At 68.7% G+C, this 26,738-nt stretch carries 19 protein-coding genes, 1 tRNA gene and 2 pseudogenes; 12 read left to right on the top strand and 10 right to left on the bottom strand.

Features of this window, described 5'->3' with window-relative positions; genetic code table 11:
• Window positions 1–1,083 (top strand): ABC transporter permease, encoded by a 1,083-nt coding sequence (locus Q1K09_RS07020; protein ID WP_300344230.1) that lies wholly within the window; start codon window positions 1–3, stop codon window positions 1,081–1,083.
• A complete protein-coding gene (locus Q1K09_RS07015; protein WP_300344229.1) occupies window positions 1,083–2,810 on the top strand; it encodes an ABC transporter ATP-binding protein in 1,728 nt (575 codons plus the stop codon). Before Q1K09_RS07020 ends, Q1K09_RS07015 begins: the two co-directional genes overlap by 1 nt.
• Window positions 2,811–2,838: 28 nt before the next feature.
• On the opposite strand, the gene Q1K09_RS07010 is transcribed toward Q1K09_RS07015, so the two are convergent.
• Window positions 2,839–4,455, bottom strand: coding sequence for a phosphotransferase (locus Q1K09_RS07010; protein ID WP_300344228.1), 1,617 nt, complete (start codon window positions 4,453–4,455; stop codon window positions 2,839–2,841).
• A gap of 117 nt (window positions 4,456–4,572) precedes the next feature.
• On the opposite strand from Q1K09_RS07010, the gene Q1K09_RS07005 reads away from it, so the two are divergent.
• Entirely contained in the window at window positions 4,573–6,744 is a 2,172-nt protein-coding gene (locus Q1K09_RS07005) for an ATP-dependent DNA helicase UvrD2 (RefSeq protein WP_300344227.1), read from the top strand.
• A gap of 12 nt (window positions 6,745–6,756) precedes the next feature.
• On the opposite strand, the gene Q1K09_RS07000 is transcribed toward Q1K09_RS07005, so the two are convergent.
• Entirely contained in the window at window positions 6,757–7,299 is a 543-nt protein-coding gene (locus Q1K09_RS07000) for a M48 family metallopeptidase (protein WP_300344226.1), read from the bottom strand.
• A gap of 163 nt (window positions 7,300–7,462) precedes the next feature.
• Here Q1K09_RS07000 and Q1K09_RS06995 point away from each other — a divergent pair, with 163 nt between their 5' ends.
• From Q1K09_RS06995 to Q1K09_RS06970, 6 genes are all read left to right on the top strand, one after another.
• On the top strand, window positions 7,463–8,287 hold the full coding sequence (locus Q1K09_RS06995; protein ID WP_300344225.1) for a hypothetical protein: 825 nt from the start codon (window positions 7,463–7,465) through the stop codon (window positions 8,285–8,287).
• A 130-nt stretch (window positions 8,288–8,417) separates the two neighbouring features.
• A complete protein-coding gene (locus tag Q1K09_RS06990; RefSeq protein WP_300344223.1) occupies window positions 8,418–9,950 on the top strand; it encodes a zinc-dependent metalloprotease in 1,533 nt (510 codons plus the stop codon).
• Window positions 9,947–11,008 carry a S16 family serine protease gene (locus Q1K09_RS06985; protein ID WP_300344222.1) on the top strand — a complete coding sequence of 354 codons (1,062 nt, stop codon included), beginning with the start codon at window positions 9,947–9,949 and terminating at the stop codon, window positions 11,006–11,008. Before Q1K09_RS06990 ends, Q1K09_RS06985 begins: the two co-directional genes overlap by 4 nt.
• 58 nt (window positions 11,009–11,066) lie before the next feature.
• Complete coding sequence (locus tag Q1K09_RS06980; protein WP_300344220.1) at window positions 11,067–14,198, top strand: UPF0182 family protein; 3,132 nt, start codon at window positions 11,067–11,069, stop codon at window positions 14,196–14,198.
• Window positions 14,199–14,291: 93 nt separating this feature from the next.
• Window positions 14,292–14,365, top strand: a tRNA-Met gene (locus Q1K09_RS06975).
• Between the two features lie 267 nt (window positions 14,366–14,632).
• The gene (locus Q1K09_RS06970) at window positions 14,633–15,349 is read left to right on the top strand and encodes a potassium channel family protein (protein WP_300344219.1); all 717 of its coding nucleotides are present in this window, start codon (window positions 14,633–14,635) and stop codon (window positions 15,347–15,349) included.
• Here the strand turns inward: Q1K09_RS06970 and Q1K09_RS06965 are convergent.
• A complete protein-coding gene (locus Q1K09_RS06965; protein WP_300344218.1) occupies window positions 15,337–16,524 on the bottom strand; it encodes a hypothetical protein in 1,188 nt (395 codons plus the stop codon). The two genes, Q1K09_RS06970 and Q1K09_RS06965, sit on opposite strands and share 13 nt — an antisense overlap.
• A gap of 186 nt (window positions 16,525–16,710) precedes the next feature.
• On the opposite strand from Q1K09_RS06965, the gene Q1K09_RS06960 reads away from it, so the two are divergent.
• Window positions 16,711–17,178: a hypothetical protein gene (locus Q1K09_RS06960; RefSeq protein WP_300344217.1), complete on the top strand. Its 468-nt coding sequence runs from the start codon at window positions 16,711–16,713 to the stop codon at window positions 17,176–17,178.
• A 24-nt stretch (window positions 17,179–17,202) separates the two neighbouring features.
• On the opposite strand, the gene pdxT is transcribed toward Q1K09_RS06960, so the two are convergent.
• The 4 genes from pdxT to Q1K09_RS06940 all read right to left on the bottom strand — a co-directional run bounded on the left by pdxT (window position 17,203) and on the right by Q1K09_RS06940 (window position 21,342).
• Window positions 17,203–17,796 (bottom strand): pyridoxal 5'-phosphate synthase glutaminase subunit PdxT, encoded by a 594-nt coding sequence (gene pdxT / locus Q1K09_RS06955; protein WP_300344215.1) that lies wholly within the window; start codon window positions 17,794–17,796, stop codon window positions 17,203–17,205.
• Window positions 17,793–18,704: a pyridoxal 5'-phosphate synthase lyase subunit PdxS gene (gene pdxS, locus Q1K09_RS06950; protein ID WP_300344214.1), complete on the bottom strand. Its 912-nt coding sequence runs from the start codon at window positions 18,702–18,704 to the stop codon at window positions 17,793–17,795. The genes pdxT and pdxS overlap by 4 nt, the downstream gene beginning before the upstream one ends.
• A gap of 122 nt (window positions 18,705–18,826) precedes the next feature.
• On the bottom strand, window positions 18,827–19,633 hold the full coding sequence (locus Q1K09_RS06945) for a PspA/IM30 family protein (protein WP_300344213.1): 807 nt from the start codon (window positions 19,631–19,633) through the stop codon (window positions 18,827–18,829).
• A 116-nt stretch (window positions 19,634–19,749) separates the two neighbouring features.
• The gene (locus Q1K09_RS06940) at window positions 19,750–21,342 is read right to left on the bottom strand and encodes a TPM domain-containing protein (RefSeq protein WP_300344212.1); all 1,593 of its coding nucleotides are present in this window, start codon (window positions 21,340–21,342) and stop codon (window positions 19,750–19,752) included.
• A gap of 87 nt (window positions 21,343–21,429) precedes the next feature.
• Between Q1K09_RS06940 and Q1K09_RS06935 the strand changes: the two genes are divergently transcribed.
• Together Q1K09_RS06935 and Q1K09_RS06930 are read left to right on the top strand one after the other, a co-directional pair.
• Window positions 21,430–23,166 carry a trypsin-like peptidase domain-containing protein gene (locus Q1K09_RS06935; RefSeq protein WP_300344211.1) on the top strand — a complete coding sequence of 579 codons (1,737 nt, stop codon included), beginning with the start codon at window positions 21,430–21,432 and terminating at the stop codon, window positions 23,164–23,166.
• Between the two features lie 9 nt (window positions 23,167–23,175).
• Complete coding sequence (locus Q1K09_RS06930; RefSeq protein ID WP_300344210.1) at window positions 23,176–23,964, top strand: PIG-L deacetylase family protein; 789 nt, start codon at window positions 23,176–23,178, stop codon at window positions 23,962–23,964.
• Window positions 23,965–23,973: 9 nt separating this feature from the next.
• Here the strand turns inward: Q1K09_RS06930 and Q1K09_RS06925 are convergent, their stop codons facing one another.
• The 3 genes and pseudogenes from Q1K09_RS06925 to Q1K09_RS06915 all read right to left on the bottom strand — a co-directional run.
• A complete protein-coding gene (locus tag Q1K09_RS06925; protein WP_300344208.1) occupies window positions 23,974–25,878 on the bottom strand; it encodes an anti-sigma factor in 1,905 nt (634 codons plus the stop codon).
• Between the two features lie 129 nt (window positions 25,879–26,007).
• Window positions 26,008–26,253: pseudogene (locus Q1K09_RS06920) on the bottom strand (TrmH family RNA methyltransferase); the annotation flags it as partial.
• Between the two features lie 216 nt (window positions 26,254–26,469).
• Window positions 26,470–26,688: pseudogene (locus Q1K09_RS06915) on the bottom strand (TrmH family RNA methyltransferase); the annotation flags it as partial.
• Window positions 26,689–26,738 lie beyond the last annotated feature (50 nt).

The raw sequence follows: 26,738 nt of genomic DNA, 5'->3' as shown, positions 1-26,738 counted from the left end.
ATGAGCACGACGACGCCCTCGGAGAAGCCCTCACACACCCCGTCTGAGGTGCCCGGCACCGCGTCCGCCCGATACTCCTGGCGCCGGCTGCCGGTGATCCGCCAGCTGCGCCAGTCCGTAGGAGTCCAGCGCGGCATGCTGATCACCGGACTGGTGATCGTCGGCCTGATGGTGGCCGCAGCATTGCTCGCCCCGCTGATCACCCCCTACGGGCCGTCCCAGCTGCGTGGGGAGACGGATCTCTTCGGTGCTCGGCAGGCCCCCTCCGCCGAGCACTGGCTGGGCACCACCGCCGGCGGCTATGACGTGTTCACCCGCACCATCTACGGCACCCAGACCGCCCTTCTGGTCATTGTGGTGGCGGTGGCATTCTCCCTGTTCATCGGGGTGGCTCTGGGTCTGCTCTCCGGCTACTACGGAGGCTGGATCGACCGAGTGCTGGTGGTGATCGCCGACGCCATCTACGCCTTCCCCACGCTGCTGCTGGCCATCGTCACCGCCATTGTCATCTCCGGGGGAAGCTCCAGCCTCTGGGGCGGAATCCTGGCGACCTCAGTGGCCATCACCGTGGTCTTCGTGCCCCAATACTTCCGGGTGATCCGGGCTGAGACCCTGCGGATCAAGACCGAGGCCTATGTGGAGGCCGCCCGCGTGATCGGCACACCCACCGTGCGCATTATGGCTCGGCACGTGCTGCGCAACGCCACCCGGAGCCTGCCGCTGCTGGTGACTCTCAATGCCGCAGAGGCCATCCTCACCCTGGCCGCCCTGGGCTTCCTCGGCTTCGGCATCGAACCGTCGGCCGCAGCTGAGTGGGGCTACGACCTCAACCGCTCCGTCAGCGACGTCTCCACCGGCATCTGGTGGACCTCCCTGTTCCCCGGGGCCGCGATCGTGCTGATGGTGCTGGGCGTGACCCTGGTGGGAGAGAGCCTGCAGGACCTGGCAGACCCCAGGCTGCGGACCCGCCGTCGCACAGATTCCGAAGCCCCGCAGGCCACCGCCTCCGCTCCGGCCTCCGGCGGCGGAGCGGCCGCTGGAGCGCCCAAGGGCACCGGCCCCAGCGAGATAGGACCGAACTGATGACCCCCCAGTCTTCTGCCCACCAGACCCAGAGCACCGAGACCAATGCCGTTGAGCTGCGGCAGCTGAACATTCGCTTCGACACCGACGGCGGCGAGGTCTCCGCGGTCAACGGCATCAGCCTGACTGTGCAGCCCGGCGAGATCACCGCCATCGTGGGCGAATCCGGTTCTGGCAAGACGGTCACCGCGCGCAGCCTGTTGGGTCTGCTGCCGGACAATGCCCGCACCGACGGGGCGGTGGTGGTGGACGGACACGAGGTCACCGCCCTGAGCAAAGCGCAGCTGCGCGCCCTGCGCGGCAGGAACGCGGCCATGGTGTTCCAGGAGCCCTCCACCGCACTGAACCCGGTCTACCCGGTGGGCTGGCAGATCGCCGAGGGGCTGCGTGCCCACCGCAGGATCTCCCGCAAAGAGGCCCGAGCCGAAGCCGTGGAGATCCTTCGCCAAGTCGGCATCCCCGAGCCGGAGAAGCGGGTGGGCCACTATCCGCACCAGTTCTCCGGCGGCCAGAAGCAGCGCGTGGTGATCGCGATGGCTCTGGTGCTGCGACCTTCGGTGATCATCGCCGATGAGCCCACCACCGCGCTCGACGTCACGGTCCAGGCGGAGATCCTGGACCTGCTGCGCCGCTGCCGTGACAAGCTCGGCGCGGCGATCGTGCTGATCACCCACAACATGGGCGTGGTCGCAGACCTCGCCGACACTGTGGCGGTGATGTATCGGGGCGATCTGGTCGAGCAGGCGCCGGTGGAGAAGATCTTCGCCGAACCGGAGCATGACTACACCCGCCGGCTGCTCGGTGCCGTGCTGCGCCTGGGCGAAGGAAAAGAACGACGCCGCAGCACCACTCAGATCGCTGAAGCCGGTGCCGAAGGCCACGGCGACGATCAGGCCACCGAGCCGGGGCCGGCAGTGGAAGCCGAAGATCTGCGGATCACCTATCCCGGAGGACTGGGCAGACCCGACTTCACCGCCGTTCAGGGGGTCAGCCTGACCGTGCCCGCCGGCAGGGTGCTGGGCCTGGTGGGCGAATCAGGGTCCGGCAAGTCCACTATCGGCCGAGCCGTAGCAGGCCTGACCCCGGTGGCCGGCGGAGCGCTGAGAGTACTGGGCCGCAGCGTCGTCGGAGCGAAGGAGCGGCAGCTGAAGAAGCTGCGCAGAGATCTTGGCTTCGTCTTCCAGGACCCGGCATCCAGCTTCAATCCGCTGCTGACCATCGGACAGTGCCTGGCGGAGCCGCTGGTGGTCTCCGGGGAGGCCGGCAGCGCCAATGCGGCCCGGCCCCGGGTCGCTGAGCTGCTGGACGCCGTACAGCTGCCGGCGGCCTTCGCCGACCGCTTCCCGCATGAGCTCTCCGGAGGGCAGCGGCAGCGCGCCTCACTGGCCCGGGCGCTGGCCCTGCGGCCGAAGCTGGTGATCGCCGATGAGCCCACCAGCGCGCTGGACGTCTCCGTGCAGGCGGCAGTCCTGGAGCTGTTCCAGTCCCTGCAGCGGGAGTTCGGCTTCGCCGCGATCTTCATCACCCACGACCTCGCGGTGGTGGATTTGGTCTCAGACCAGGTGGCGGTGCTGCGCTCCGGCCAGCTGGTGGAGCATGGCCCTGTCGATGATGTGCTCTCCGCCCCGCAGGATCCCTACACCCAGCGCCTGCTGGCCTCGGTTCCAGTGCCGGACCCCGCCGAGCAGCGGAGCCGCCGGGAAGCACTGAGCTCCCCCGGGAACTGAGCGGGCACCGGGGCCCGCAGCGACGAGCTCAGGAGCTGGGCGGGCGGAGCCCCGGATGGCGTTCGTAGACGCTGGAGGCGGCCTGCGTCGCCGCCTCGTCAGCGCTCGGGGCCGAGTCCGCTGATGAGGCCGACCCGGCAGATCCGGCGGAGGCAGCAGAACCGCCCGAATCCGCCGAACCGGCAGAGGCAGCCGAGGTGCCCGAACCGGCGGACTCTGCCGACGCAGCGGAGGAGCTGGAAGCTGACCCGGCCGACTGCGCCGACTGTGCTGAACGCGCTGACTGGGCAGACCGAGCAGACGCGGCAGAGGCCGCCGAGGCGGGGAAGAAATTCTTCCGCTTCGCCCGCTGCTCAGACGCGGCATCGGGCCGGATCGGCAGACCTGTTCCCGTCTGGGAGTCGCTCACCGGGGCGAAGACGTCCGTGGGGGAGTCATCCTCCTCGAAGTGGTCCTCCACATAGGCGGGGATCTGATCGGTGGGAGGATCCTCGTCCGGCCCCGGCTCGCTGCTGCGCGGCCGCAGCGGGGTGACCCGTCCGGTGGCGTCGTCGTCGGCCGCGTCAGCGTCGGTGATCACTGCCGGCTCGTCATCGTCCTCATCGGTCCAGGCGCCTGCCCCCGCCACGGTGGCAGCGGCCCCGGCGCGCATCACCGGCTTGGAGTCCTGGACATCGGCCGGCTCCCGGGCCGGCTCGCCCTCCATAGGAGTCAGCGCGATCGGCCGTCCGCCGTAGGTCTCAATATCGGAGGCCAGCTGCTTCAGCAGGGTCAGCGCCTCCTCGGCCATCTGCTGGTTGTCCGCGGACTTGCCGCGCACCAGCCACTGCGCCAGCGCGAACTCCGCAGCCAGCGCGGCACGGCTCAGAATATGATCGTCGGGCTGCGGGGCGGACTCGGCCTGGCCGCGGTGCCGGCGGTAGGCCTCCAGCACGGCATCGGTGAAGCCCTGATCGGGGGAGGCGATCAGCCAGGCTAAGTCATCGGCCGGATCCCCGATATGCAGGTCGGTCCACCCGGTGACAGCCACCACCCGCTCACCTTCGATGAGCAGATTGTCCTCATGCATATCCCCGTGCACCACGGTGGGTGCGAAGCCCCAGAGCTCCTTGTCCTCCATGGCGTGCTCCCAGCGGCGCAGCAGCAGGGCCGGCACCAGGCCGGTAGCCGCTGCGGCATCCAGCTCGTTGAGCCGCCGCTGGCGCAGCCGCTCCGCCGAGTAGCGGGGCAGGTCCGCGTGATCGACCACCGTTTCGCTGAGCCCGTGCACTGCGGCGATGGTACGGCCGATGTCATCCACCAATTCGGCCGAGGCGCCGGTCAGCGCCGGCAGCTCCACAGAGGCGCCGGGCAAATGGTTGTAGACGAAGACGCGCATATCGTCCACCCGCGTGGCCCCTGCCACCGACGGCACGCGGAAGGGAAGCTCCGCGCGGATCGCCGTGGAGAAGCCCCGCAGGACCTGCACCTCCGTCTCCAGGCGCATCGCGGCCTGGGAGTGCTGGGGACCGCGAACTCGCCACCGGTTGCCCGAGGCATCGACGACGACGGCGGCCATGAAGTCCCGCGCATCATCGGGCGCATCCGCCACGCCCGTGGGGGAGAGCCCCGGCACGGCCCGCGTGGCCAGAGCGGCCAGTTCCATCGAAGTCCATCGCACGCACCTCAGCCTAGCCACGCCAGCCGGTCCTGCACGCATGCAACGCGCAGGACTGTGGAATTCGGTCCGGGAGGTGCTGGTGCGGGCGATACCGTAGAGACCATGACCGACGCCGAGGAGGTCCTCAACGGACTCGACGACGAACAGCGCGAGGCCGCAGCCACTCTCACCGGCCCGCTGTGCATCCTGGCCGGCGCCGGCACCGGAAAGACCCGGGCCATCACCCACCGGATCGCATACGGAGTGCGCTCCGGAATCTACGACCCCCACCGCGTGCTGGCGGTGACCTTCACCGCCCGGGCTGCCGCAGAGATGCGTTCACGGCTGACCAGCCTGGGCGCCCCCGGCGTCCAGGCCCGCACTTTCCACGCCGCCGCACTGCGGCAGCTGCAGTACTTCTGGCCGGTGGCCGTCGGGGGGCCGCTGCCCCAGATTCTGGACCATAAGGTCCGGCTGCTGGCGGAGGCCGCCAAACGGCTGCGCATGACTACCGACCGCGCGGCGCTGCGCGACTTCGCCTCCGAGGTGGAATGGGCCAAAGTCTCCACCCTCACACCGGAGGGCTACCTGGCCAAGGCTGAGACCCGGCCCGAGCCCGCCGGAGCGGATCACGCCAGCTTCGCCAAGCTCTACCAGGCCTATGAGGACATCAAGGCAGACCGGCAGCTGATGGACTTCGAGGACGTGCTGCTGTTCACCGCGGGGATGCTGGAGAATGAGGAGGCCATCGCCGCCCAGGTCCGCCAGCAGTACCGGCACTTCGTGGTGGATGAGTACCAGGATGTCTCCCCTCTGCAGCACCGTCTGCTGGATCTCTGGCTGGGCGGGCGTGAGGAGATCTGCGTGGTCGGCGACGCCGCCCAGACCATCTACTCGTTCACCGGGGCGACTCCCGACTACCTGCTCGGCTTCCGCCGCCGTCACCCGCAGGCTCAGGTGGTCAAGCTGGTGCGCGACTACCGCTCCACCCCTGAGGTGGTGAGTCTGGCCAATGCGCTGCTGGCCGACCGCAGCCGGGAGCAGGAGCGGATCGAGCGCCGCGCCCGGTTCAGCGGCCAGCAGCCTGCTGCCTGGGCCGAACCGCTGCAGCTGATCTCCCAGCGGGACTCCGGCCCCCAGCCGCAGATCACCGAGCATGCCGATGACGACGCCGAAGCGGCCTGGATCGCAGAGCAGATCACCGCCCTGCGGGACCAGGGCACCCCGCTGAGTGAGATCGCAGTGCTCTACCGCACCAACGGGCAGTCCGCGGCATTCGAGCAGGCTCTGGCCTCGGCGGGCCTGTCCTATCAGCTGCGCGGATCAGAGCGGTTCTTCTCCCGGCCTGAGGTGCGCGAGGCGCTGGCGGCCCTGCGCACATCCTCGCTGGTTGCCGAGACCGACCAGCCGCGCAGCACCCCTGAGCAGGTCCGGGCGGTCCTGAGCTCGCACGGCTGGACCCGGGAGGCGCCCTCGTCCGCCGGTGCGGTCCGCGAACGGTGGGAGTCGCTGGCCGCCCTGGTGGCGCTGGCCGATCACCTGGACGCCGAGCGCGAGGAGTTCACCCTGCGGGAGTTCATCGCGGAGCTGGAGGAGCGGTCCGCCGCCCAGCACGCGCCCACCGTGGAGGGTGTCACCTTGGCATCCCTCCACTCGGCCAAAGGCTTGGAGTGGGATGCGGTCTTCCTCGCCGGTCTCAACGAAGGTCTGATGCCCATCACCTTCGCCCAGACTCAGGCGGAGATCGACGAGGAGCGGCGTCTGCTCTATGTGGGCATCACCCGGGCGCGCAAGCACCTCTCACTCAGCTCCGCCGCGGCTCGGCACCCCGGCGGGCGCGGTCGGCGCAAGCCCTCGCGGTTCCTCGAGCCGCTGCGGCGCAGCCTCGGCATGGAGCCTGCGGTGCGCAAGATCGCTCCGGGGTCCGGCGGGCTCAGCCCCAACGCCAGCGCCCGGAGGAAGAAGGCCGCCACCTGCGCGACCTGCGGGAAAGTGCTGACCGTCGGCACCCAGATCAAACGGCGGCGCTGCGAGGAGTGTCCCGCCCGCTACGACGAGCAGCTCTTCGAGCAGCTGCGCGCCTGGCGGCGGGACTACGCCAAGGAGCTCAACGTCAAAGCGTTCATGATCTTCGGCGACGCCACCCTGGAGCTGATCGCCGAGCATAAGCCCACCACTGATGAGGCGCTGCTTCAGATCCCCGGTATCGGTGAGCGCAAACTGGCCCAGCACGGCGAGGCCCTCAAGTCCGCCATCCTCAGCCACCTGAGTCACCAGCACGCATCCCAGAACTGACGAGCCCAGACCTCAGCCTTCCGCGGGGAGATTCTGCTCCGCCCAGCTGACCCCCTCCAGGAAGGCCTCAGCCTCTGCAGTGCGCGGATACCGGGCCACCAGGCGGCGGAACGCCGGCCCATGGCCGGGTTCGATCAGATGCGCCAGCTCGTGGACCAGGACAGAATCCACCACCCACCCCGGCATAGTGCGCAGCCGTGCCGAGAGCCGGATAGTTCCGGTGGTCGGCGTGGTGGAGCCCCACCGCTTCAGCTGCTGGGAGGACCAGCTCACCGACGTCGGCTCCACCGAAGACTCAAAATACTCTGCGGCCAGCTCCCGGGCCCGCCGCAGCAGCGCCTCATCGCTGCCCCCGGCGCGGGAGCGCCGGCTGTGGAGCCGCTTCTGGAAGGCACGGGCATGCCCTGCGATCTCCCTGCGGGAGAGCCGCATCGGCACTCGCAGCCTCAGCTGCCCGCCGACCATATCGGCCGTCACCGTGCGGGTGCGGCGGGAAGAGCGCACCACAATCACTTCCTGGCCGTCCACCGCCATCCGCTGTTCACGCTGAGTCACGCCTCCACTCTACTGAGAGCCGCCGACGCCGGAAGGCGCCGCACCCGCCCTGGGGACAGCGCGCCCCGGGGGAAGCCGCCTGTGGATAACCTGCGGGAGGCCTGCTGGGCTGAGCAAGAATGAAAGAACGCACCCCAGGCAGGAGGAAGGACCGGTGAGACTCATGACCACCTCCACGCGGCCCGACCCGCAGACCCAGGCGCTGTGCAGCGCCCGACGCCGGCTGGCCACAGTGCTCATCGACGGTCTGGACCCCGCAGGCCTTCAGGCAGCCAAACAGCTCATCCAGTGGGGGATCGGCACCCTCATGCTCTGCGATGACCGCCCGGTCACCGCCTCCGACACCGATTTCCCCCGCACCGCCCGCGGCATGCACCGCTCCCACGCCGCCTCCCGGCTGCTGGATCCCGGAGACGGCAGCACAGTGGTCATCGAAGTGCCCGCCGGGGCCACGGCCTCCGGAGTGGACGTGCACCTGGTGCTGCGCAGCAGGCCGCGGCCGCAGCAGCTGCACAGCCAGCTGCGCGCCGCATGCCGAGCCTCCGCAGCGGTGCTGCCGGTGGTCGGCGACGCCCAGGCGTGGCGCCTGGGTCCGCTGCTCAGCCATCAGGGAGGGCTCTGCCCGGACTGCCTGCTCCACCACGGTCTGCTGCCGGCTCCGCCGGAGACCTCCGGCGCGGCCGCAGCGGCGCCCGCCCCGGAGGCCGAGCGCCCGGCTGACGCTGAGCCCCTCCCGGAGCCAGAGCGCCCTGCTGAGACCGCCCAGGGCAGCGACCCCTCCCACCGGCAGCAGCCCGACCCGCTGCTGCAGGCCGCCTCTCATCTCGCCGTCCACCAGATCCAGGTCCTCGTCGAGGGGCAGCGTCCGGCGGCGGTGCAGACCGCCCAGCTGATCACCGACCGGGCCACCGGACACCAGAGCAGCCTCAGCATCTCCCCGCACCCAGAGTGCGCCTGCCTGACGGCGGTGGAGCCGCTGGCCGGCTGAGACACCGGCATGTCATCCCGCGGCGAACGTACCCACTGCGGGACGGACAAACTCAGCTGCCAGCGATACCCTTGCAGACCTATCCACCTCTACGACCACCAGGCAGACCCGAAGCAGGGAGCGTACGGCGATGAGCAACAGCGAAGACCGCGAGCACGGCTCTGAGGGCCAGGGCCCGGAGGAGGAGTTCTTCCGCAAACTCTTCGGCGACGCCTTCGGTGACCAGTCGCACAGCGGTGAGGACTCGGAGAAGAACGACGACGGCGAGGACTCTGGTCCCTCCATCGGCTTCACCGGAAACCCGCGCTCGGCCGGCTCCGAATCCGGCTTTCCGGGATTCCCTCCCGGCTTCGACCCCTCGCAGCTGCCCGGCGGTCTCGGCGCGGACCCGCAGATGATGCAGCAGATCCTCGGCCAGGTGCAGGCGATGTTCTCCGCCATGCAGAACCAGGACTCCGACTCACCGGTGGACTGGGAGCTGACCAAGAACGCCGCGCTGAGCACCATCGGCAACGACGACGCCGCAGTGACTCCGGCCGAGTCCAAGACCATCGACGACGCGCTGCGACTGGCGGAGATGTGGATCGATGAGGCCACCAGCTTCGAGGCGCTGGGCCAGATCGGCCAGGGGCTGAGCCGCCGCCAGTGGGTTGAGCGGACCTTCGAATGCTGGAAGCGGCTGACCGAGCCGGTGGCCGAGTCCGTCGGCCGCGCCATGGGGCAGGTGGTCCGCCAGCAGCTGGAGGAGGACGGCGGAGCCGGCATCCCTGAAGAGCTCAAGGGCATGATCCCTCCCGGCGCTGCCGGGCAGGTCTCCAGCATGATGGAGCGCATGGGCGGGGTAGTCTTCGGCGCCCAGGTGGGCCAGGCCATCGGGGAGCTGGCCGGTGAGGTGCACTCCGGCTCGGACATCGGGTTGCCTATGGCGGGGGAGACCATGGCGCTGGTGCCGGCCAATATCGCGGCCTTCGGCGAAGGCCTGCAGGTCGAGGATGAGGAGATCATGCTCTACCTGGCGCTGCGGGAGGCCGCCCGCATGCGACTGTTCGTCCGCGCCCCGTGGCTGGAGGATGACCTGTTCAACGCCGTCGCCCAGTACGCCGCCGGCATTCACATCAATATGGAGCGGATCGAGGAGGCGGCCAGCCAGATCGATCCGAGCAACCCCGAAGAGCTGGAGAACCTGTTCGGCGACGGGCTGTTCCAGACTGACCGGACTCCTATGCAGGAGGCCGCCCTGCGCCGCATCGAGACCACGCTGGCCCTGGTGGAGGGCTGGGTCGATGATGTGGTGTCCCAGGCCGGAGCCCACCTGCCCTCGTTGGAGAAGCTGCGCGAGACCATGAACCGTCGCCGCGCCACAGGCGGACCGGCGGAGGCGGCTTTCGCCGCGCTGGTCGGACTGGAGCTGCGGCCCCGGCGGCTGCGCGACGCGGCGGCACTGTGGGCCCACCTGCGGGAGACCGACGGCATCGCCGGGCGCGACGAGGTCTGGACCCACCCGGATGTGCAGCCTGACGAGCAGGACCTTGACGATCCCGCCGGCTTCCATGCGCGGCGGTCGGCTCGCGAAGCAGAATCGGCGAAGATCGACGAGGAGCTGAAGAAGCTGCTCGACGGCGGCTACGGCAGCACCGGAGAGACTCCGGGAGCCGGCGGGTGAGGCTCCGGCGCGGGGTCCAATACGCCTCCGGGACCGCCGCCCTGCTTCTGGGAGTCGGCGCCCTGCTGATGCCCAGCCCCTATCTGCTGGAATCGCCCGGGCCGCTGTTCAACACCACCGGCGAGATTGAGGACCAGCCGGTGATCAGCGTCGACGGTGCTGAGACGTATCCGACCGAGGGCGAGCTGTCACTGACCACCGTCTACGTCACCGGTGCTCCCACCCAGACCGTGCGCGGCGCCCAAGCGGTGCGCGGCTGGCTCTCACCCACCGTCGACCTGACCCCCCACGAACTCGTCTACCCCTCGGGCACCACCGCCGAAGAGGTGCGCCAGCTCAACACCCAGGCGATGACCTCCTCCCAGGAGCTGGCGCTGGCCGCCGCCCTGGAGCACCTCGGGGTCGACGTCGAGGTCGAACTCTCCGTAGTGGACTTCACCCCTGAGGCGGTGGAAGCCGGCACCCACCAGCTGCTCAGCCCTGGAGACCAGGTCCTCAAGGCCGCCGGCGAGGAGGTCACCGGGCTGGAGGGCCTGCGCAGTGCGGTCAACGAGGCCGCAGGCCAACCGATAGAATTGACGGTGATCCGCGACGGGGAGAACGTCAACGTAGAGGTGCCCACCTATCAGGATGCAGACGGAGAGTACTACGTCGGCATCATGCTGGGCACTCAGTTCGAGTTCCCCATCGAGGCTGAGATCAGCCTTGAGGACGTCGGCGGGCCGTCTGCTGGACTGATGTTCGCACTGGGGCTGATCGACACCATGACTGAGGATTCGCTCACCGGCGGCGAGCAGTGGGCCGGCACCGGCACGGTGGATCCTGACGGCACCGTCGGGCCCATCGGCGGCATCGCCCAGAAGGTGGTCGGAGCCGCCGAAGCCGGGACTGAGCATTTCTTGGCTCCGCGGGACAACTGTGATGAGCTGGAGGGCAGGCTTCCGAGCGGACTGGAGGTCTACGGGGTCGAAGACGTCAGCGAAGCTGTCCAGATCGTGGAGGCAGTCCGCGACGGCGACCAGGACTTCCTGGCAGCACGCGAACCTTGCGGTCGCTGACGCCGAGGTCAGCAGGATCACACGCACACAACAGCAGTACTAGAGACGAGGACACAGGGTGAGTTTCTCTCAGGGATTCGGCAATTCGAACCCCTTCTCCGGGGGCATCTTCGGCTCCGGACCGGGCAACGGTGAAAGCTCCAGGTCAGGGGGACCCGGTGGCGGCTCCCCGGGCGGTCCGGCAGGCCGCGGGGGAGGATCACGCCGGCCCTCGGCGCTGATCATCACCATCATCATCATCGCCGCGCTGCTGGGCGCCTTTGTGGCCTTCGCCGGCTTCTACGCCGACGTCATGTGGTACTCCCACCTCGGATTCTCAGAGGTGTTCTGGACCGAGCGGCTGGCGCGTGCGGGCATCTTCGCCGCTGCCTTCGTGATGATGGGAGTGCTGGTCTGGCTGAGCCTGTTCCTGGCCTTCCGCACCCGGCCGGTGGGCATAGAGGGCCAGCTGGGCGATTCCGTCTCCCGGTACCAGTCCACCCTGACCTCGATGCGCCGGCTTCTGATGTTCGGTCTGCCGGTGCTGATGGGCCTGTTCGCCGGGACCGCCGCCCAGGCCAACTGGGAGGGCGTGCTGCTGTTCTTCAACCAGGAGCCCTTCGGGCAGACCGACCCGGAATTCGGACTCGACTTCGCCTTCTTCGTCTTCACCCTCCCCTTCCTGGGCTTCGTCAACGGCTTCCTGATCTCTGCCGTGCTGGTGGCCGGTATCGCCGGCATCCTGTGCCATTACCTGTTCGGCTCCATCCGCATCGAATCCTCCGGCAAGTTCGTGGTGGAGCGCGCCGCCCGCTGGCACATCGCCGTCGCCGGCGCCATCTTCCTGGCGCTGCAGGGCGTGAACTGGTGGCTCAACCGCTATGCCACGCTGCAGGACCAGGGCGGCAACTGGGCCGGGGCCATGTACACCGACGTCAATGCGGTGATCCCGGCCCAGACCATCCTTGCAGTGGCTGCGGTGCTGGTGGCTGTGGTGTTCATCGTCACCGCGATCACCGCCCGCTGGCGGCTGGCCATCATCGGCACAGCCATGCTGATTCTGACCGCCATCATCGGCGGCGGCATCTACCCCTTCCTGGTTCAGGAGTACCAGGTCCGCCCCTCGGAGCAGACTCTGGAGACCCCTTACATCGAGCGGAATATGGACCTTACCCGCTTCGCCTACGGTCTGCAGGACGTGCAGAAGGAGCATTACCCCGCCGTCCCGGTGGCGGAGGAGGGCGCCCTGGCCGGGGACGAGACAAATATTGAGAACATCCGCCTGCTGGACCCGAATCTGGTCTCCGCCGCCTACCGGCAGTTTCAGCAGTTCCGGCCCTACTACCGGTTCCCGGACACGCTGAGCTTCGACCGGTATGACATCGACGGGGAGACCCATGACACCGTCATCGCCGCCCGTGAGGTCAACGCCCCCACCGAGGGCTCCTGGGTCAATCAGCACCTGATCTACACCCACGGCTACGGACTGGTGGCCGCCAACGCGAACACCGTCACCCCGGAAGGGCGCCCGCAGTTCACCCTGCAGGGCATCCCCACCACCGGTGAGCTGGCCTCCGATGAGGACTACGAGCCGCGCATCTACTTCGGCGAGAACTCACCGCTGTACTCCATCGTCGGAGCTCCGGAGGGCGAACCGCCCATGGAGCTGGACCGCCCCGCCTCCCAGGTCACCGAGGACGAGGAGGGCGAAGCCGGCGCCGACGACGGCCGCGACAGCCAGTACACCTTCTCCGGCGACGGCGGCCCCTCAGTGGGCAACCTGTTCAACCGGCTGATCTACGCCCTGCAGTTCCAGGCCCCGGAGATCCTGCTCTCCGGGGACATGAACGAGGAGTCGCAGATCCTCTACGACCGGCACCCGCGGGAGCGCGTGCAGAAGGTCGCGCCCTACCTGGAGGTCGACCAGAACATCTACCCTGCCATCGTCGACGGCCGGATCAAGTGGATCGTGGAGGGCTACACCACCTCCAACGCCTTCCCCTACTCCACCCAGCAGCAGCTGGAGTCGGCCACCACCGACGCCCTGACCCAGGGCGGACCGGTGCTGGCCGGGCAGGTCAACTACATCCGCAACTCGGTGAAAGCCACAGTGGACGCCTACGACGGCTCGGTGACACTCTACGCATGGGACGAGGAGGACCCGATTCTGCAGTCCTGGCAGAACATCTTCCCCACCGCCCTGCACTCCTATAAGGAGATGAGCGCGGAGCTGCTGGACCACGTGCGCTACCCCGAGGACATGTTCCGGGTGCAGCGGACCCTGCTCACCGAGTACCACGTGGACCACCCGGGCACCTTCTATGAGGGCAATGACGCCTGGTCCATCCCCTCGGATCCCACCAGCGGCGACGACGTCGCCCAGCCGCCGTACTACATGACGATGCGGATGCCCGGCCAGGAGGAGGCCAGCTTCCAACTGACCTCCACATTCATCCCCGCCACCGAGGCTGACGGGCAGCAGCGCAACGTGCTCTACGGCTTCCTGGCCGCCTCCGGCGACGCCGGCACCGGTGAGGACGGAGTGAAGAACGAAGGATACGGTGCCCTGCGGCTGCTGGAGCTGCCCCGCGACACCGCGATCCCCGGGCCGGGCCAGACCCAGGCGAACTTCGACGCCCACTCCACTGTGGCGCAGCAGCTGAACGTGCTGGAGATCGGCGGTTCGAACGTCCGCCGCGGCAATATGCTCTCCATCCCGGCCGGCGACGGAATCCTCAACGTCCAGCCGGTCTACGTGCAGTCCGCCGGCACCGATGCGGCCTATCCGGCCCTGCGGATGGTGCTGGTGGCCTTCGGCGAGGAGGTCGGCTACGGCGACACCCTGCAGGAGGCCCTGGACATGATCTTCCACGGCGACGCCGGAGTGGAGGCCGCCGAGGGAGCCGGTGTGGACGCCGAGGCCGTTGAGGATGAGGTGGACGTCGCGCCGGTGGATGAGGAGGAAGCCGGCGCTCCGGAGGAGGACGAACCGGCCGAGGAGGAGGATGATTCCGAGGCCAGCGTGCCCAGCCCGGACCCGATCTCCGAGGACGCCGACGCCCAGGAGCTGCTGGACCGCGCCGGTGATCTGCTCAATGAGAAGAACGAGGCCTGGGAGTCCGGTGATCGAGCCGCCTACTATGAGGCGGAGCTGGAACTGGACGAGGTGCTCGAGCAGCTGATCGAAGTCCACGAGCAGCAGCAGGATTGAGCCGGTGAGGCGGGGCCGGTCAGCGTTCTGACCGGCCCCGTTTCCCGCGATTTTGCCTGTGCTTCACGGAGGTGTAAGCTAGTTAAGTCCCAACGCGGGGTGGAGCAGTTCGGTAGCTCGCCGGGCTCATAACCCGGAGGTCGCGAGTTCAAATCTCGCCCCCGCAACGAGAAGGCGAAGGCCCTGGTCATCTGACCGGGGCCTTCGCCGTATGCAGCTCCCGGATGCCCTGCACAGAGTGCTTGCCTCCGCCGGTAGGGTGAAGGCGACGCCGCTGAGGAGGGAGAACGCCTGTGGGAGTCTTCGTCACCGTGGTAGGCGCGCTGCTGATCCTGTGGGGGCTGCGCGATATGTTCCACCAGCTGCTCCACCCGCCCGCACACGGACTGCTGTGGAGGCTCTCATGACGCACAGGCCACAGATTCGGCGGTTCGGTGGGGCCCATCGCTATGGTGGCGACGATCCTGATGTGGATCCTGCTGCAGGGCGCCGGCTGGGCGATGATCTGGCTGCCGCATGTTCCCGAAGGCTTCAGCCACGACCCTGGAGTGGATCCGAACCGCTACCAGGCCTGGGCGGAAGCGGCCTATATCTCCTTGGTCACCCTGGCCACATTGGGCTTCGGGGACGTCGTCGCCGTGGATCCGGTGCTGCGCGTGCTCTCTCCGCTGCAGGGCCTGACCGGCTTCGCCCTGCTGACCGCGGCGCTGACCTGGTTCATGCAGATCCACCCGCCGCTGTCACGCCGCAGGGCTGCCGCGCTTCGGCTGCACGGCCTGCGCGCCGCCGGCTACGCGGACCGGGCGGCAGAGCTGCCCGCATGGTCGATGAGTCAGGCGGTGGCGGGCCTAGCCGCTGAACTGGGCACGATCGGCATTGATCTGAAGCACTATGTGGAGACCTACTTCTTCCATGAGGATGCCCGGCCGCTCTCCCTGGCCGAACAGCTGCACGTCGCCCTGGATCTGCACCGTGCGGCCGCCGAGCAACCGGATCCTGGAGTGCGCGCAGCCGCCGTCGAGCTGGGCGCGGCTCTGGATGAGATCACTGCCCAGCTGCGCGAGTTCGTCGACGGCCAGACGCTCCCTGATGTGGTGGCCGCCTATACGTCCGACCACCGACAGTCAGCAGGAAGCGGTCAGTTGCGGTAGGGGTCGAAGTACTCCCGGGCCACCCGGAAACCGTTTCCGCTCTGCTGGGACCAGCATTCGAAGTTTGCCCGGGTGGCCACACAGGCGAAGTCATCATTGGCCGAAACCTGCCCGTAGTTGAGCACATCGCCCGATGAGCCGACCGACTCCGAGCACGCGAATTGTGCCGTGCCCTCCCGGGGGATGCGCACAGTGGCACCGTTCTCGCACTCCGTGGGCGTGGAGAAGTGGTGCTCGTCGATGCTGCAGAGGGCGGCGTCCTCGCCCAACTGGCAGTGAATATTGCCGCTGGGTGCCGAGAAGCTTCCCAGACTCAGTGCATTGCCGGGGGCAGGCCGGGCCAGATTCTCGTCCTCTTCCTCCTCGTCCTCATCCTCGGTGGGAGAGGGCGACTCATCCTCCGTGGGGGAGGGCGATTCCTCCTCATCCGGCTCGTCGGTGGGCGAGGGGGACTCCTCCGGGCTGGGCTCCCCGGTGGGCTGAGCATCCTCAGTGGGCTGCTCCTCCTCGGCCGGCTGCTCCTGGGGCGCAGGCTGCTGGGCCTGGGTGGTCTCCTCATCCGGGGTGAATGGGTTGCCGAAGAGCAGGAAGAAGCTGGCAGCCAGAGCGCCGGCAGTGATCAGGGCCAGCAGAAACACCAGAACACCGGCACCACCGCGGCGCCGGGGGTGCTCCTCGGCGTAGGCCGCAGCCGGGTACGCCTGATCGTAACCGGCCGGGGCGTATCCGTAAGGGGCGGGCTCAGCGGGCTGCTGCTCCCAGTACGGATAGGCCCCGGCTCCTGCCGCGGCGGCGGAGCCGTAGACCCGCTCGTCGACGTCAGAGGCCTCCTCCTCATGGCGGCCGGCCTGGGGGTGCTGGACCGCGCCGAAGACCTCAGTCGGCTGCTGCGGAGTTCCCGCAGACGGAGCCGGACCCGCCGCCGGAAGCGGCCGGGTAGCCTGCTCCTCGGCTGGGGGAGGGGCTGGCGGGCCGGCTCGGCGCTCGCGCAGAGCGGCGTCCACCTCGGGGTCGCCGAGCGAGCCGAGCCACTGAAGCAGCTCCGGGTAGGCATTCGGGTTCCTGGCGATCTGGGCGCGCAGCTCCGGGCGGCTGCCGGCCAGCCGGTGCAGCTCGGTCTGGGGAGTGCTCGGGTCGGCGGCGCGGGCGGCGTCGTCCTGCGGTCCCTGGTTCATGGGTCTCCTGGATCTGTCCTGAACATGATGGGCATCCTCTGCCCGACCACAGACATCATGCCAAAGGCCTCCCTCAGGCGCATCCGTGCACTTGAAACATTCAGCCGGTGTTCATAGAGTCAGCAGCAAGCCCTGCCGCGGAAATGATGTCGGGGCGGAATCCGATGACAGGACGAGAGGATCCCCATGTCCACCCCGAAGCTTCCCGCCCCCAAGTCCTTTGCGGCTGCCGCCTCCGCCGCTGCACTGCTGGGCCTGACTGCCTGCGGCGGCAATGACGCCCAGGCATACTGCGACACTCTGGAGAGTCACTCCGAGCAGCTCGCGGCTCTGGATGACAGCGACCCCGCAGCGATGTTCGGTGAGGCCATGGACGGTGTGGTCAGCATGCTGGAGGACTCCGCATCGGATGTGCCGGAGGAAATCGCCGAGGAGCACGCGGCAGTCCAGGAGGCCCTCACCGGGCTGCAGGATGTAGACATGGCGGCCCTGATGGACGTGGAATCCCTGATGGAGATGGACGAGGATGAGGCCGCCGAGCTGGAGTCCCAGGTCGCAGACCTGGAGCAGCAATTCGCCGAAATGGAGGAGCAGGGCCAGCGCTGGGGCGACTGGGTGGAGGAGAACTGCGATGTGGAGGAAGCATTCGGCTGAGCCGACCTCCGGTCGCCGACGCCGCTACTGGCCAGCCATCTCAGTGAACAGCTGGTGCAGCCGGTGGTCTCCGGTGAGCTCCGGATGAAAGCTCGCGGCCAGCATCCTGCCCTGCCGCACCGCCACCGGGCTCCCCTGAGCTTCGGCGAGGACCTCGACCTCGGGGTGGAGGATCTGCTCCACAATGGGCGCCCGGATGAACACGGCCGGCAGCGGATCGTTGAGCCCCTGCACATCCAGCTGGTCGGTGAAGGAATCCAGCTGGCTGCCGTAGGCGTTGCGGCGCACCACCACGTCCAGGCCGCCGATGCGGTCGAATCCCTCCAGTGCCTCGGCGTCGGAGACCCGGCTGGCCATCAGGATCAGACCGGCACAGGTGCCGAAGAGCGCCATGCCCTCGCCATGCCGCTGCGCGATGGCCGGCATCAGGCCCACTGGTGCTGCCAGCCGCGCGATCGCAGTGGACTCACCACCTGGCACCACCAGGCCCTGCAATCCCTCCAGCTCCTCTGGGCGGCGCACTGTGCGCACCTCAGCGCCGGCGGCCTGCAGAGCCCGGGCATGTTCGGCGACGGCGCCCTGCAGGGCGAGCACACCGATCTGGGGAGTGCCGCTCACCACCCGCGCTCGGCCAGGCGGTGCGGAGCCGGCAGGTCGGAGACGTTCAGCCCGACCATCGCCTCGCCCAGTCCCTTGGAAACGTCGGCGATCACGGCTGGGTCGTCGTAGTAGGTGGTGGCCTTCACAATTGCCGCCGCCCGCGCCTCCGGGTTGCCGGACTTGAAGATGCCAGAGCCGACGAAGACGCCGTCGGCGCCCATCTGCATCATCATGGCGGCGTCGGCCGGGGTGGCCACCCCGCCGGCGACGAACAGCACCACCGGCAGCCGCCCGTCGGAGGCGACCTGCTTGACCAGCTGGAACGGAGCCTGCAGCTCCTTCGCGGCCACATACAGCTCGTCCTCGCTCATGGAGGTCAGCTTCGCGATCTCGGCGTTGATGGTCCGCAGGTGCTTCATCGCCTCGGAGACGTCCCCGGTGCCGGCCTCGCCCTTGGAGCGGATCATCGAGGCGCCCTCGGTGATCCGGCGCAGCGCCTCGCCCAGGTTGGTGGCGCCGCAGACGAAGGGCACCTTGAACTTGGACTTGTCGATGTGGTGGGTGTAGTCAGCGGGGGAGAGCACCTCGGACTCGTCGATGTAGTCCACCTTCAGGTGCTCCAGGACCTGGGCCTCCACAAAATGACCGATGCGGGCCTTGGCCATCACCGGGATGGAGACGGCGTCGATGATGCCGCTGATCAGGTCCGGGTCCGACATGCGGGCCACCCCTCCGGTGGCGCGGATGTCGGCCGGCACCCGCTCCAGGGCCATGACTGCCACCGCACCGGCCTCCTCGGCGATCTTCGCCTGCTCAGGGGTGACCACGTCCATGATGACCCCGCCCTTGAGCATGTGGGCCAGGCCGGTGTTCACAGTGGTGGCGCCGGTCTGGGCGCCGTTGCCGTTGCTGGTCTCAGCGGTCACGAGAATCTCCTACAGACGTGCAGATGGGGAGTGAATCGGTGCATTCACTCCCCATTACACCAGAGTTCACCCGGTTTGACGCCATCGGGGGCGCCGGGTTCGCCCTGGGAATACGCGCGCGGTCAGGCCTTGTCGCGCTCGGCGTCCAATGCGGCGAAATCCTCTTCGGTCACGCCGGTGCCGGAGGCGCTGCCGCTGCCGATCTCCGCCGGGGAGGCGGCCCCGCCCTTCAGGGCGGCCAGGCGCGCCTCGATCTCTGCCTGCTCGCCGAGGTCTTCGAGCTGCTCGAACTGAGCATCCAGGCTGGAGGCCGCCAGCTCGTTCTGGCCCCGCACCCGGGCCTCCTCGCGGCGGATCTTCTCCTCGAAGCGGCCCACCTCGGAGGTGGGATCCATAATGTCGATGGCCTTGACGGCGTCGTGGACCTGAGACTGGGCGTGGGCCGCCTTGGAGCGGGCCACCAGCTCATCGCGCTTGGAGATCAGCTGCTGACGCTTCGTCTTCATCTGCTCCAGGCCGGTGCGCAGCCGCTCCACAATCTCACGCTGGGACTGGATGGTCGGCTCGGCACCCTTGGCGGAGTTCTCGGCGTCGATCTGGCGCTGAATCGCCACTTTGGCCAGGTTGTCGAATTTGGCGGCGTTCTCCTGATTGCCCTCGGCCCGGAACTCATCGGCCTTGCGGGAGGCCGCCAGCGCCTTCTGCCCCCAGGAGCGCGCAGTATCCAGGTCTTCCTTGTAGTCGTCCTCCATCATCCGCAGATTGCCGATGGTCTGGGCCACCGCCTCCTCGGCCTCACGGATGTTGTTGGTGAAGTCTCGCACCATCTGGTCCAGCATCTTCTCCGGATCTTCGGCCCGGTCCAGCATCGCGTTGACGTTGGCGCGGACCAGTTGAGACATCCGGCCGAAAATGGACTGCTTCGTCACTGTGATCACCTTTCCTTAAGGGGCATCTGGCCTGCTGTGTGGATCACGCTACCGATACTAACCCTCACCGGCGGGGCTTCATCAGCCCCTGGGGAAGAATTTCCTCTGACCGGGGCTCACCATCGACGACGGCGGCCCGAGGAGCGAGCAGCCCGGGAAGCCATCCGCAGGCCGATGCTCAGGGCAGCACCCATGCCGCTGCGGCGTCCGTAGCCGCGCCGATAGCCGAAGCCGCCGCGACGGTGACCGTGCCCGCCGTAGCCCAAGCCGCCGAAGCCGCCGAAGCCCCCGCCGGTCCCGTATCCGCCGCCTAGGGTGCCGCGGCCGGCGGCACCGCCGCCCATGGTCTGCATGTTCTGCGTGGCGGCCTCCCGCTGGGCGATCTGCGCGGCCTGGACGGCCAGTGTCTTAGCCTGCTGCGCCAATTCCACGGCACGGGAGGGCTGGCTCTCGCCGGTCGCCTCAGCCTCGGTCAGGCAGCGCTCTGCCTCCGCCATTCGAGTCCGGGCGGTGGAGGAGACCCGGTAGCGGCGCGAGCGCAGATAGTCCACCGAGGACTGGACCTGGGTGCGGGCGGTGAGCAGCTCATGCTGCAGCATCTCCCGCGCCCGGCGGTCCTGCGCCTGACGGTCGCGCACAGCGTTGAGCGGCTCGTCCAGCTCGCGGTGGGCAAGCTCCAGAGACTGCAGCAGCTCCAGCGGGTCGATCCGTCTGCCCGAGTCCAGCTCCTGCTTGGCCCGGCGCACTGCAGTCTCGGCTGCGGCTACCGGTCCGGCAAGCTCCGGGGCCTGCCCGGCTTCGAGGGTGGCGCGGGCCTGGGCGATGTCCTGCTCGGTCTGGGCGATGCCGATGTCCAGATTCCGCCGGGCGGTTTCCATCCGCTGCTCGGTCTGCTCCATGGAGTCGATGAGCTGCCGGGCGTCGGCGGCGGCCTGCTCGCCGGAGTGGATGGCCAGCACCGCTGCGGCGGTGTCCCCGCCGCGGATCGCCTCATCCGCCTGCTGAATCGCCTGCTCGGAAGCCTGCAAGGCCTGATCCGTCTGGTCCAGATTGTCGCGGTACTGATCCAGTGCGGCGTCGTCGTACTTGCTGCGCAGCTGCTCCAGCGCCTCTGCCGCCTCTGAGCGGCGCGGCTGCAGCCGCGACACCTGCTGCTGCAGCTGCTCCAGGGCCGGTGCCGGGTTCCGCTCCAGGTCGCGCAGCCCGTCAAACTCCTCCTTATGCGCCTGGAGAGTGTCGCTGACCTTCTGGCAGGAGCGGATGATCCGCTTGTACAGCTCACGGGCCTCAGCCTCACCACCGGGTTCGGTGGCGTCCACCTGCTGCTGCAGCCGGAAGGACTCGCGCAGATGCTCCTTCGCCTCGGCCAGATCCTTCTGGAAAGGCTCCACCTTCGCCTCTCCGTAGGAGGCCGAGGCGAACAGCAGCTCCTGCTCGCTGGACTGCACGGCGTTGTCAGCGGCCACCAGCATCTCCCCGGCCTGCAGCTGCAGCTCCTGGGTGGACGCCGAGTCCAGCGGGTCCGGCTGCTCCTGCGGCCGCTGCTGGCCCTGCGAACCGGCGATGAGCCGGCGTGACTGTTTGCTCCCGGAGGAGAGATAGACTGCTCCCACACCGATCAGAGCGAGGATCGCTGCGCCGATGATCAGCGGCCCCACGATCATCGCGCCGGTCGCCGTCGGGAGCGTGAGAAGAGTCTCTGGCACCATGTCAAGGAGTCTATAAGGCGCCTATGGCAGGGTCTACGACCGGACTGTCAGGACCATCTGACTGCAGAGTAGGAGCACCAACAGCGCATGGCACACGATCCAGAAGAGACTGACCGGCCGGAGAACCAGGACCGCCCGGAAAGCCCGGAGCAGGCACCCCCGCACGGCTCCTCCCCGCAGGAAGCGCCGCAGGAGCAGCCGCCCGGCGGAGAGAGCCCCACCCACCGGCTCCCAGTGAACCCGGATCACACCAGGCCCATGCCTCAGCACGAGCAGCCGCCCTACACCCAGCCCGGCTACACCCCGCCCAACTACACCCAGCCCGGCCAGTCCGCCGCAGGCCACCACCCCGGCGGCGAGGGGCAGGCCCCCGGCGCTCAGCCTCCGCACAGCCACCCCGCCCCGTCCCAGCAGGCGAACTCCCAGACCGGGCAGGGCGCCCAGCCGCAGCCGGGGCCCGCAACCCCCGGGTGGGGAGCCGGGCAGCCCGCGGGCCAGCCGGCGCAGCCGAACCCGTGGACCCAGCCGGCAGAGCAGCCGAAGAAGGACCGCAGAGGAGTTGGCTGCGGCGCTTTCGCCGTCGGCGTGCTCCTGGCCGGACTGCTCGGCGGCGGTGCGGCCCTGGGCGGCCACGCACTGCTGGATGACTCCAGCCCCGAGCTTGGCCAGACCGGACCCGGGGTGGAGATCAACACTCCGGAGGATGCCACCGCCATCACCGCCGCTGCGGACAAGGCCGCGCCGTCGGTGGTGACGCTCTCGGTCGCAGGTCAGGGCGGCGCCGGCTCCGGCTCCGGGATCATCCTGGACGAGCAGGGCCATGTGCTTACTAACACGCACGTGGTCACCCTCGGCGGGGCGGAGGCCGAACCGGAGATTCAGGTGCAGCTCAGCGACGGGCGGGTCACCACCGCAGAGATCGTCGGCACGGATCCGCTCAGTGACCTGGCGGTGATCCAGCTGGCGGAGACGGAGAACCTGACCCCCGCCGAGCTCGGGTCCTCCGGCGACCTGAATGTAGGGGACCAGACCATCGCCATCGGCGCTCCGCTGAGTCTTGCCGGAACCGTGACCACCGGCATCGTCTCCACCCTGGACCGCACTATCCAGGTGGCCTCAGCGGCAGTGGAGCCCGAGGACATCGAGCCGGACACGGACATGTTCGAAGACACAGAGGGCGAGCAGGAGCAGCCCGAGGACGAGGAAGGGTTCGAGTTCTTCTTCCCCGATCAGGAGGAAACCCCTACGCAGGGCAGCATCTACCTCAACGTCATCCAGACCGACGCCGCCATCAACCAGGGCAATTCCGGAGGCGCCCTGGTGGACTCCCAGGGGCGGGTCATCGGCGTCAATGTGGCTATCGCCTCCACCGGAGGCGGGATGATGGGCGAAGGCACCGCCGGCAGCATCGGGGTGGGCTTCTCCATCCCGATCGACTACGCCCAGCGGGTGGCCTCCGAACTCATCGAGAACGGCGAAGCCTCCCACGGCCTGCTCGGCGTCCAGGTCACCCAGGCCAGCCAGGATCCGCAGGTCAACGCGCAGATCCTGGAGCAGTTCAACTCCTCGAATCCGCAGCCGGTCGAGGGTATGGGGCCCTTCTCCGCCGGCGGACTGGTCGCCAGTGTGGCCCCCGGATCCCCCGCGGAGGAAGCCGGGCTGCAGGCCGGTGACGTCATCGAGGAGGTCGAAGGCCGCCAGATTGAGGACAGCATCGACCTCACCGCTGTGGTGCGGGAGTACGCGGCCGGGGAGACCGTCACCATGACCGTGGTGCGCGACGGGGAGCGTCAGGAGATTGACGTGACCCTGGCGTCGATGTAGGGCACTACGATGTCGACTGCACCGCAGCCCTCCACCGAGCTGATCGGGCTGGTCAGCCCTGATGAGCTGCAGCACCGTCTGGGGCTGTCCACTGTGCTGGCCTTCGCCGCTCATCCCGATGACATCGACTTCGGCGCCTCGGCCACTATCGCCGCCTTGAGCGAGCGCGGCGTCGAGGTGACGCTGTGCCTGCTCACCGCCGGGGACGCCGGCGGCTTCGATCCCGGGCGCACTGCTGAGCAGACCGCTGAGCTGCGCCGTCGTGAGCAGGAGGAGGCCGCTGCCGTGGTGGGCATCTCCGAGGTCACCCTGCTGGACGAGCGCGACGGGTTCGTTGAGCCCAGCTACGAGCTGATCGGCAGCATCGTTCGCCAGATGCGGCGGGTCCGGCCCGACGCGGTGCTCAGCTTCCATCCGGAGCGCGCCTGGGACCGGCTGCAGAAATCTCACCCTGACCACCTGGCGTGCGGGGAGGCTGTGGTGAGGGCCTGCTACCCGGCGGTGGAGAACCCTTTCGCCTATCCGGAGCTGGCTGCCGAGGGCCTGGAGCCGTTCAAGATCCGGCATCTGCTGCTGATGGGAGCCCCCCGCCACCTGGCGCAGACCCGGGTGGACGTCACCGGATATCAGCAGCGGAAGATCGAAGCCCTGGGGCGGCACTTCAGCCAGCACCGCGATGCGGAGAAGATGGTCGGGTTCGTCACCGAGCAGATGCGGCAGATCCACGCAGAGGGCGGATTCGCCGAAGACTTCCACCATGTGGTGGTCAACAGCCCGGAGACTATCTCCGGATTCTGAGCTGCCGGCTCAGCGCAGCGGGATCTCCGCCACTGTCTCGCCCTGCGGCCGTTCCTCGCCGCGGCGATCCTCCACAGTGATCAGCAGGGAGCGGTAGGCCGCAAAGGTGTGGATGTCCACGCCGTCGGCCTCCAGCTCCTCAGCGGTGAAATTGCCCAGTGAGGAAGGCTCGGCCGCATCAGCGGGCATCAGCCACAGCTGGTAGGTGGCGTCTCCCTCAAGCTCCGGGACGTCGGAGAACTCGATGTGGCCGACATCCTCGGCCTCGGAGAAGACCGCGTTGAGCTGACCTCCCTGAGCCATCTCATAGTCCTCCACCACAGCGGCCTCCGGATCGGAAGCGGCCAGCCCCTGAACGTCCTGCGGGGCGGAGACCTGCCAGATCACAATCCCGCCGATGAGCAGGATCGCCAGGAACCCGGCGATGAACATCCACCGCTTCAGCACAGGGGTGCGGCGAACCTCCTCCCCGGTGTGGTTGGAGATGTCCTCCACCAGGCCGACTCCCACCTCTTGGTCGCCGACGCTGTGCAGCACCCCCTCCAGCAGACTGCTCGGCGGGGCCACCGGGTCGGAGGCGAAGACCTCCGCCAGCGTCCGCCGTGCTGCCAGCACGCGGGTCTCCCACTGCTGGGCCTCCTGGGCATCGGCGGTCAGCGCCTTCTCATCCAGCAGGGCCCGTTCGCGGTCATCGACCGCGTCCAGCGCATAGAGCTCCGCCAGCTCCACCAGCAGACCCTTGTCCAGATCGGCGGAGATCTCATTGCTGAAGTTGCGGTTGACCCCGCCGGAGCGTTCCACATCCCGCCGGGTCACAGCCGCCCGCAGGATCGGGTCAGTCTCGGCAGCCCGTTCAGTGCGCTGATTGTGCAGCCTGGTCATCGCGTCCCGCAGCCGGGACTTCACGCTGGGGATGGCCGCCTCCACCGTCTGCGCCACCTGCTGGTGGGTCAGGCCGGCCAGATAGGTCAGTGCCAGGGCCTGGGCCTGGGAATCGGAGAGCGCGAGCATATCGTCGAGGACCTCCTCGGGCAGCCCGGCAACACCCCCGCCTTCGCTCTGCGGCACCGGTGAGAGCGGAATCGGGGCCGCGGCCCCTTCGCGGAAGCGCTCCACGAAGATCCGGTGGGCCAGCGGCACCAGCCACTCCAGCACCAGCTCATACTCATTGGGGCGGTAGGTCTCCGGGTCCTCGTCAGAGGCCGGCTGGTCACTGAGCTGGTCCGCACCGTAGAACCCGGCGTACTCGTCCGTCAGCGTCTCCGAAGCCTGGGTCTGCAGCCGCAGGTCCCGGGCTCGGACGTCGGCCTGATCCCACAGATGCTGGTACACCGCCACAGTGGAGGCATGCGCGCCCTCGGCCTCAGCGTGCATCAGCAGCGCCATGCCGTAGACCACATCGGCGGTGGACTCGAAGAATGCGGAGAACGACGCCGTCTCGCCCCGGGCGGTTCCGGCCAGCAGCTCAGCCAGGCTGGGATCCTCTGGCTCGTCGGAGGCCTCGGGGTCCTCCACCCCGTCCGAATCCTGGGCGGCGACCGGTTCTCCCGCCTCATCAGGGTCTCCCAGCTGGGGGAGGGCGTCCTGGTCGGGCTCAGAGCCTCCGGCAGTCCCCAGGGCCTGCGACTCGTCGTCGTCGCCGTCGTCGTTGTGGAGTTGGGCCGGGGAGTCGGAGAACTCGTCGTCGCCGTCGTGCGGGTGGACTCCGGAGCGGTCGAACTCGTCGTCGTTTCCCGGTGCCTGGGTCGCGTGGGGTTCGGCGGCGCGCAGAGCGTGTTCGTGCTGCTCGGCAGGATCGGGCGCCTCCGGCGTGGGGCGCTCGCGGTCGGGTCCCTCCGCGGGCAGCTGCTCCGGCGGCTCTTTCTGGGCAGGCGTCAGGGGGTGGTCGGAGTCACGGCCTGACTGGTCGCTCACTGTTCACTCGCTTCCCGCCCCGTTACTCGGGCTGGTGTGGATGCCTGCTGGCTCTGCTGGCGAGTCTAGCCAGGCCGGCTGGACGCGGAGGTGACCAACACCCGTGCGGCGGCTGGGATCTGTGCGGGATCAGACTCCGCCGCGGAAGCCGGCCTGCCGCCACGCCTCGTAGACCGCCACGGAGACCGAATTGGCCAGGTTCAGGCTGCGCCGTCCCGGCAGCATGGGAATCCGGACGCGCGCGGTGACCCGCGGGTCCTGCTTGACGTGCTCGTCCAGTCCGGTGGACTCCCGGCCGAAGAGCAGCACATCACCGGGGCGATAGTCGACCTCGGTGTGATGGATCTCCCCATCGCCGGTGAACGCGAAGACTCGGGGCGTGCTGGAGGAGCGCCGGGTGCCGTTCGCCTCGGCGACGGAACCGGACGAGGCGCGGGGTGCCTGTGTGGGGATCGCAGGCTCGCCGGCATTGCGGTCGGGGGCGCCGGCTGCGTGCTGTGTGGGGATCGCGGACCCAGCATCGCCCTGTGGTGCGCCGGATGTGTGCTGTGTGGGGGTCGCAGGTCCACCGGCATCGCCGTCGGGAAGGCCCAGAGCGGTGTAGGCGTCCTCCAGGTGTGCATGCTCGGTCATCACGGCCAGATCGTGGTAGTCCAGGCCGGCCCGCTTCAGCCTGGTGTCCGAGAACTCGAAGAGCGTGGGGCCGGCGATGTGCAGCCGGAAGCCGGCGACGGCCGCCAGGCGGATGATATTGCCGGTGTTGCCGGGGATCTCCGGCTGGTCGAGCACTACGTGCAGAGCAACGGACATGAGCATGAGCGTACCCGTCGCGCCGGGGCCGCCGGGAGAGCTGCGACGGC

This window comes from Nesterenkonia sp. (genome assembly GCF_029265375.1).
Taxonomy (GTDB): domain Bacteria; phylum Actinomycetota; class Actinomycetes; order Actinomycetales; family Micrococcaceae; genus Nesterenkonia.
This window is presented reverse-complemented; position numbering and strand designations above follow the sequence as displayed.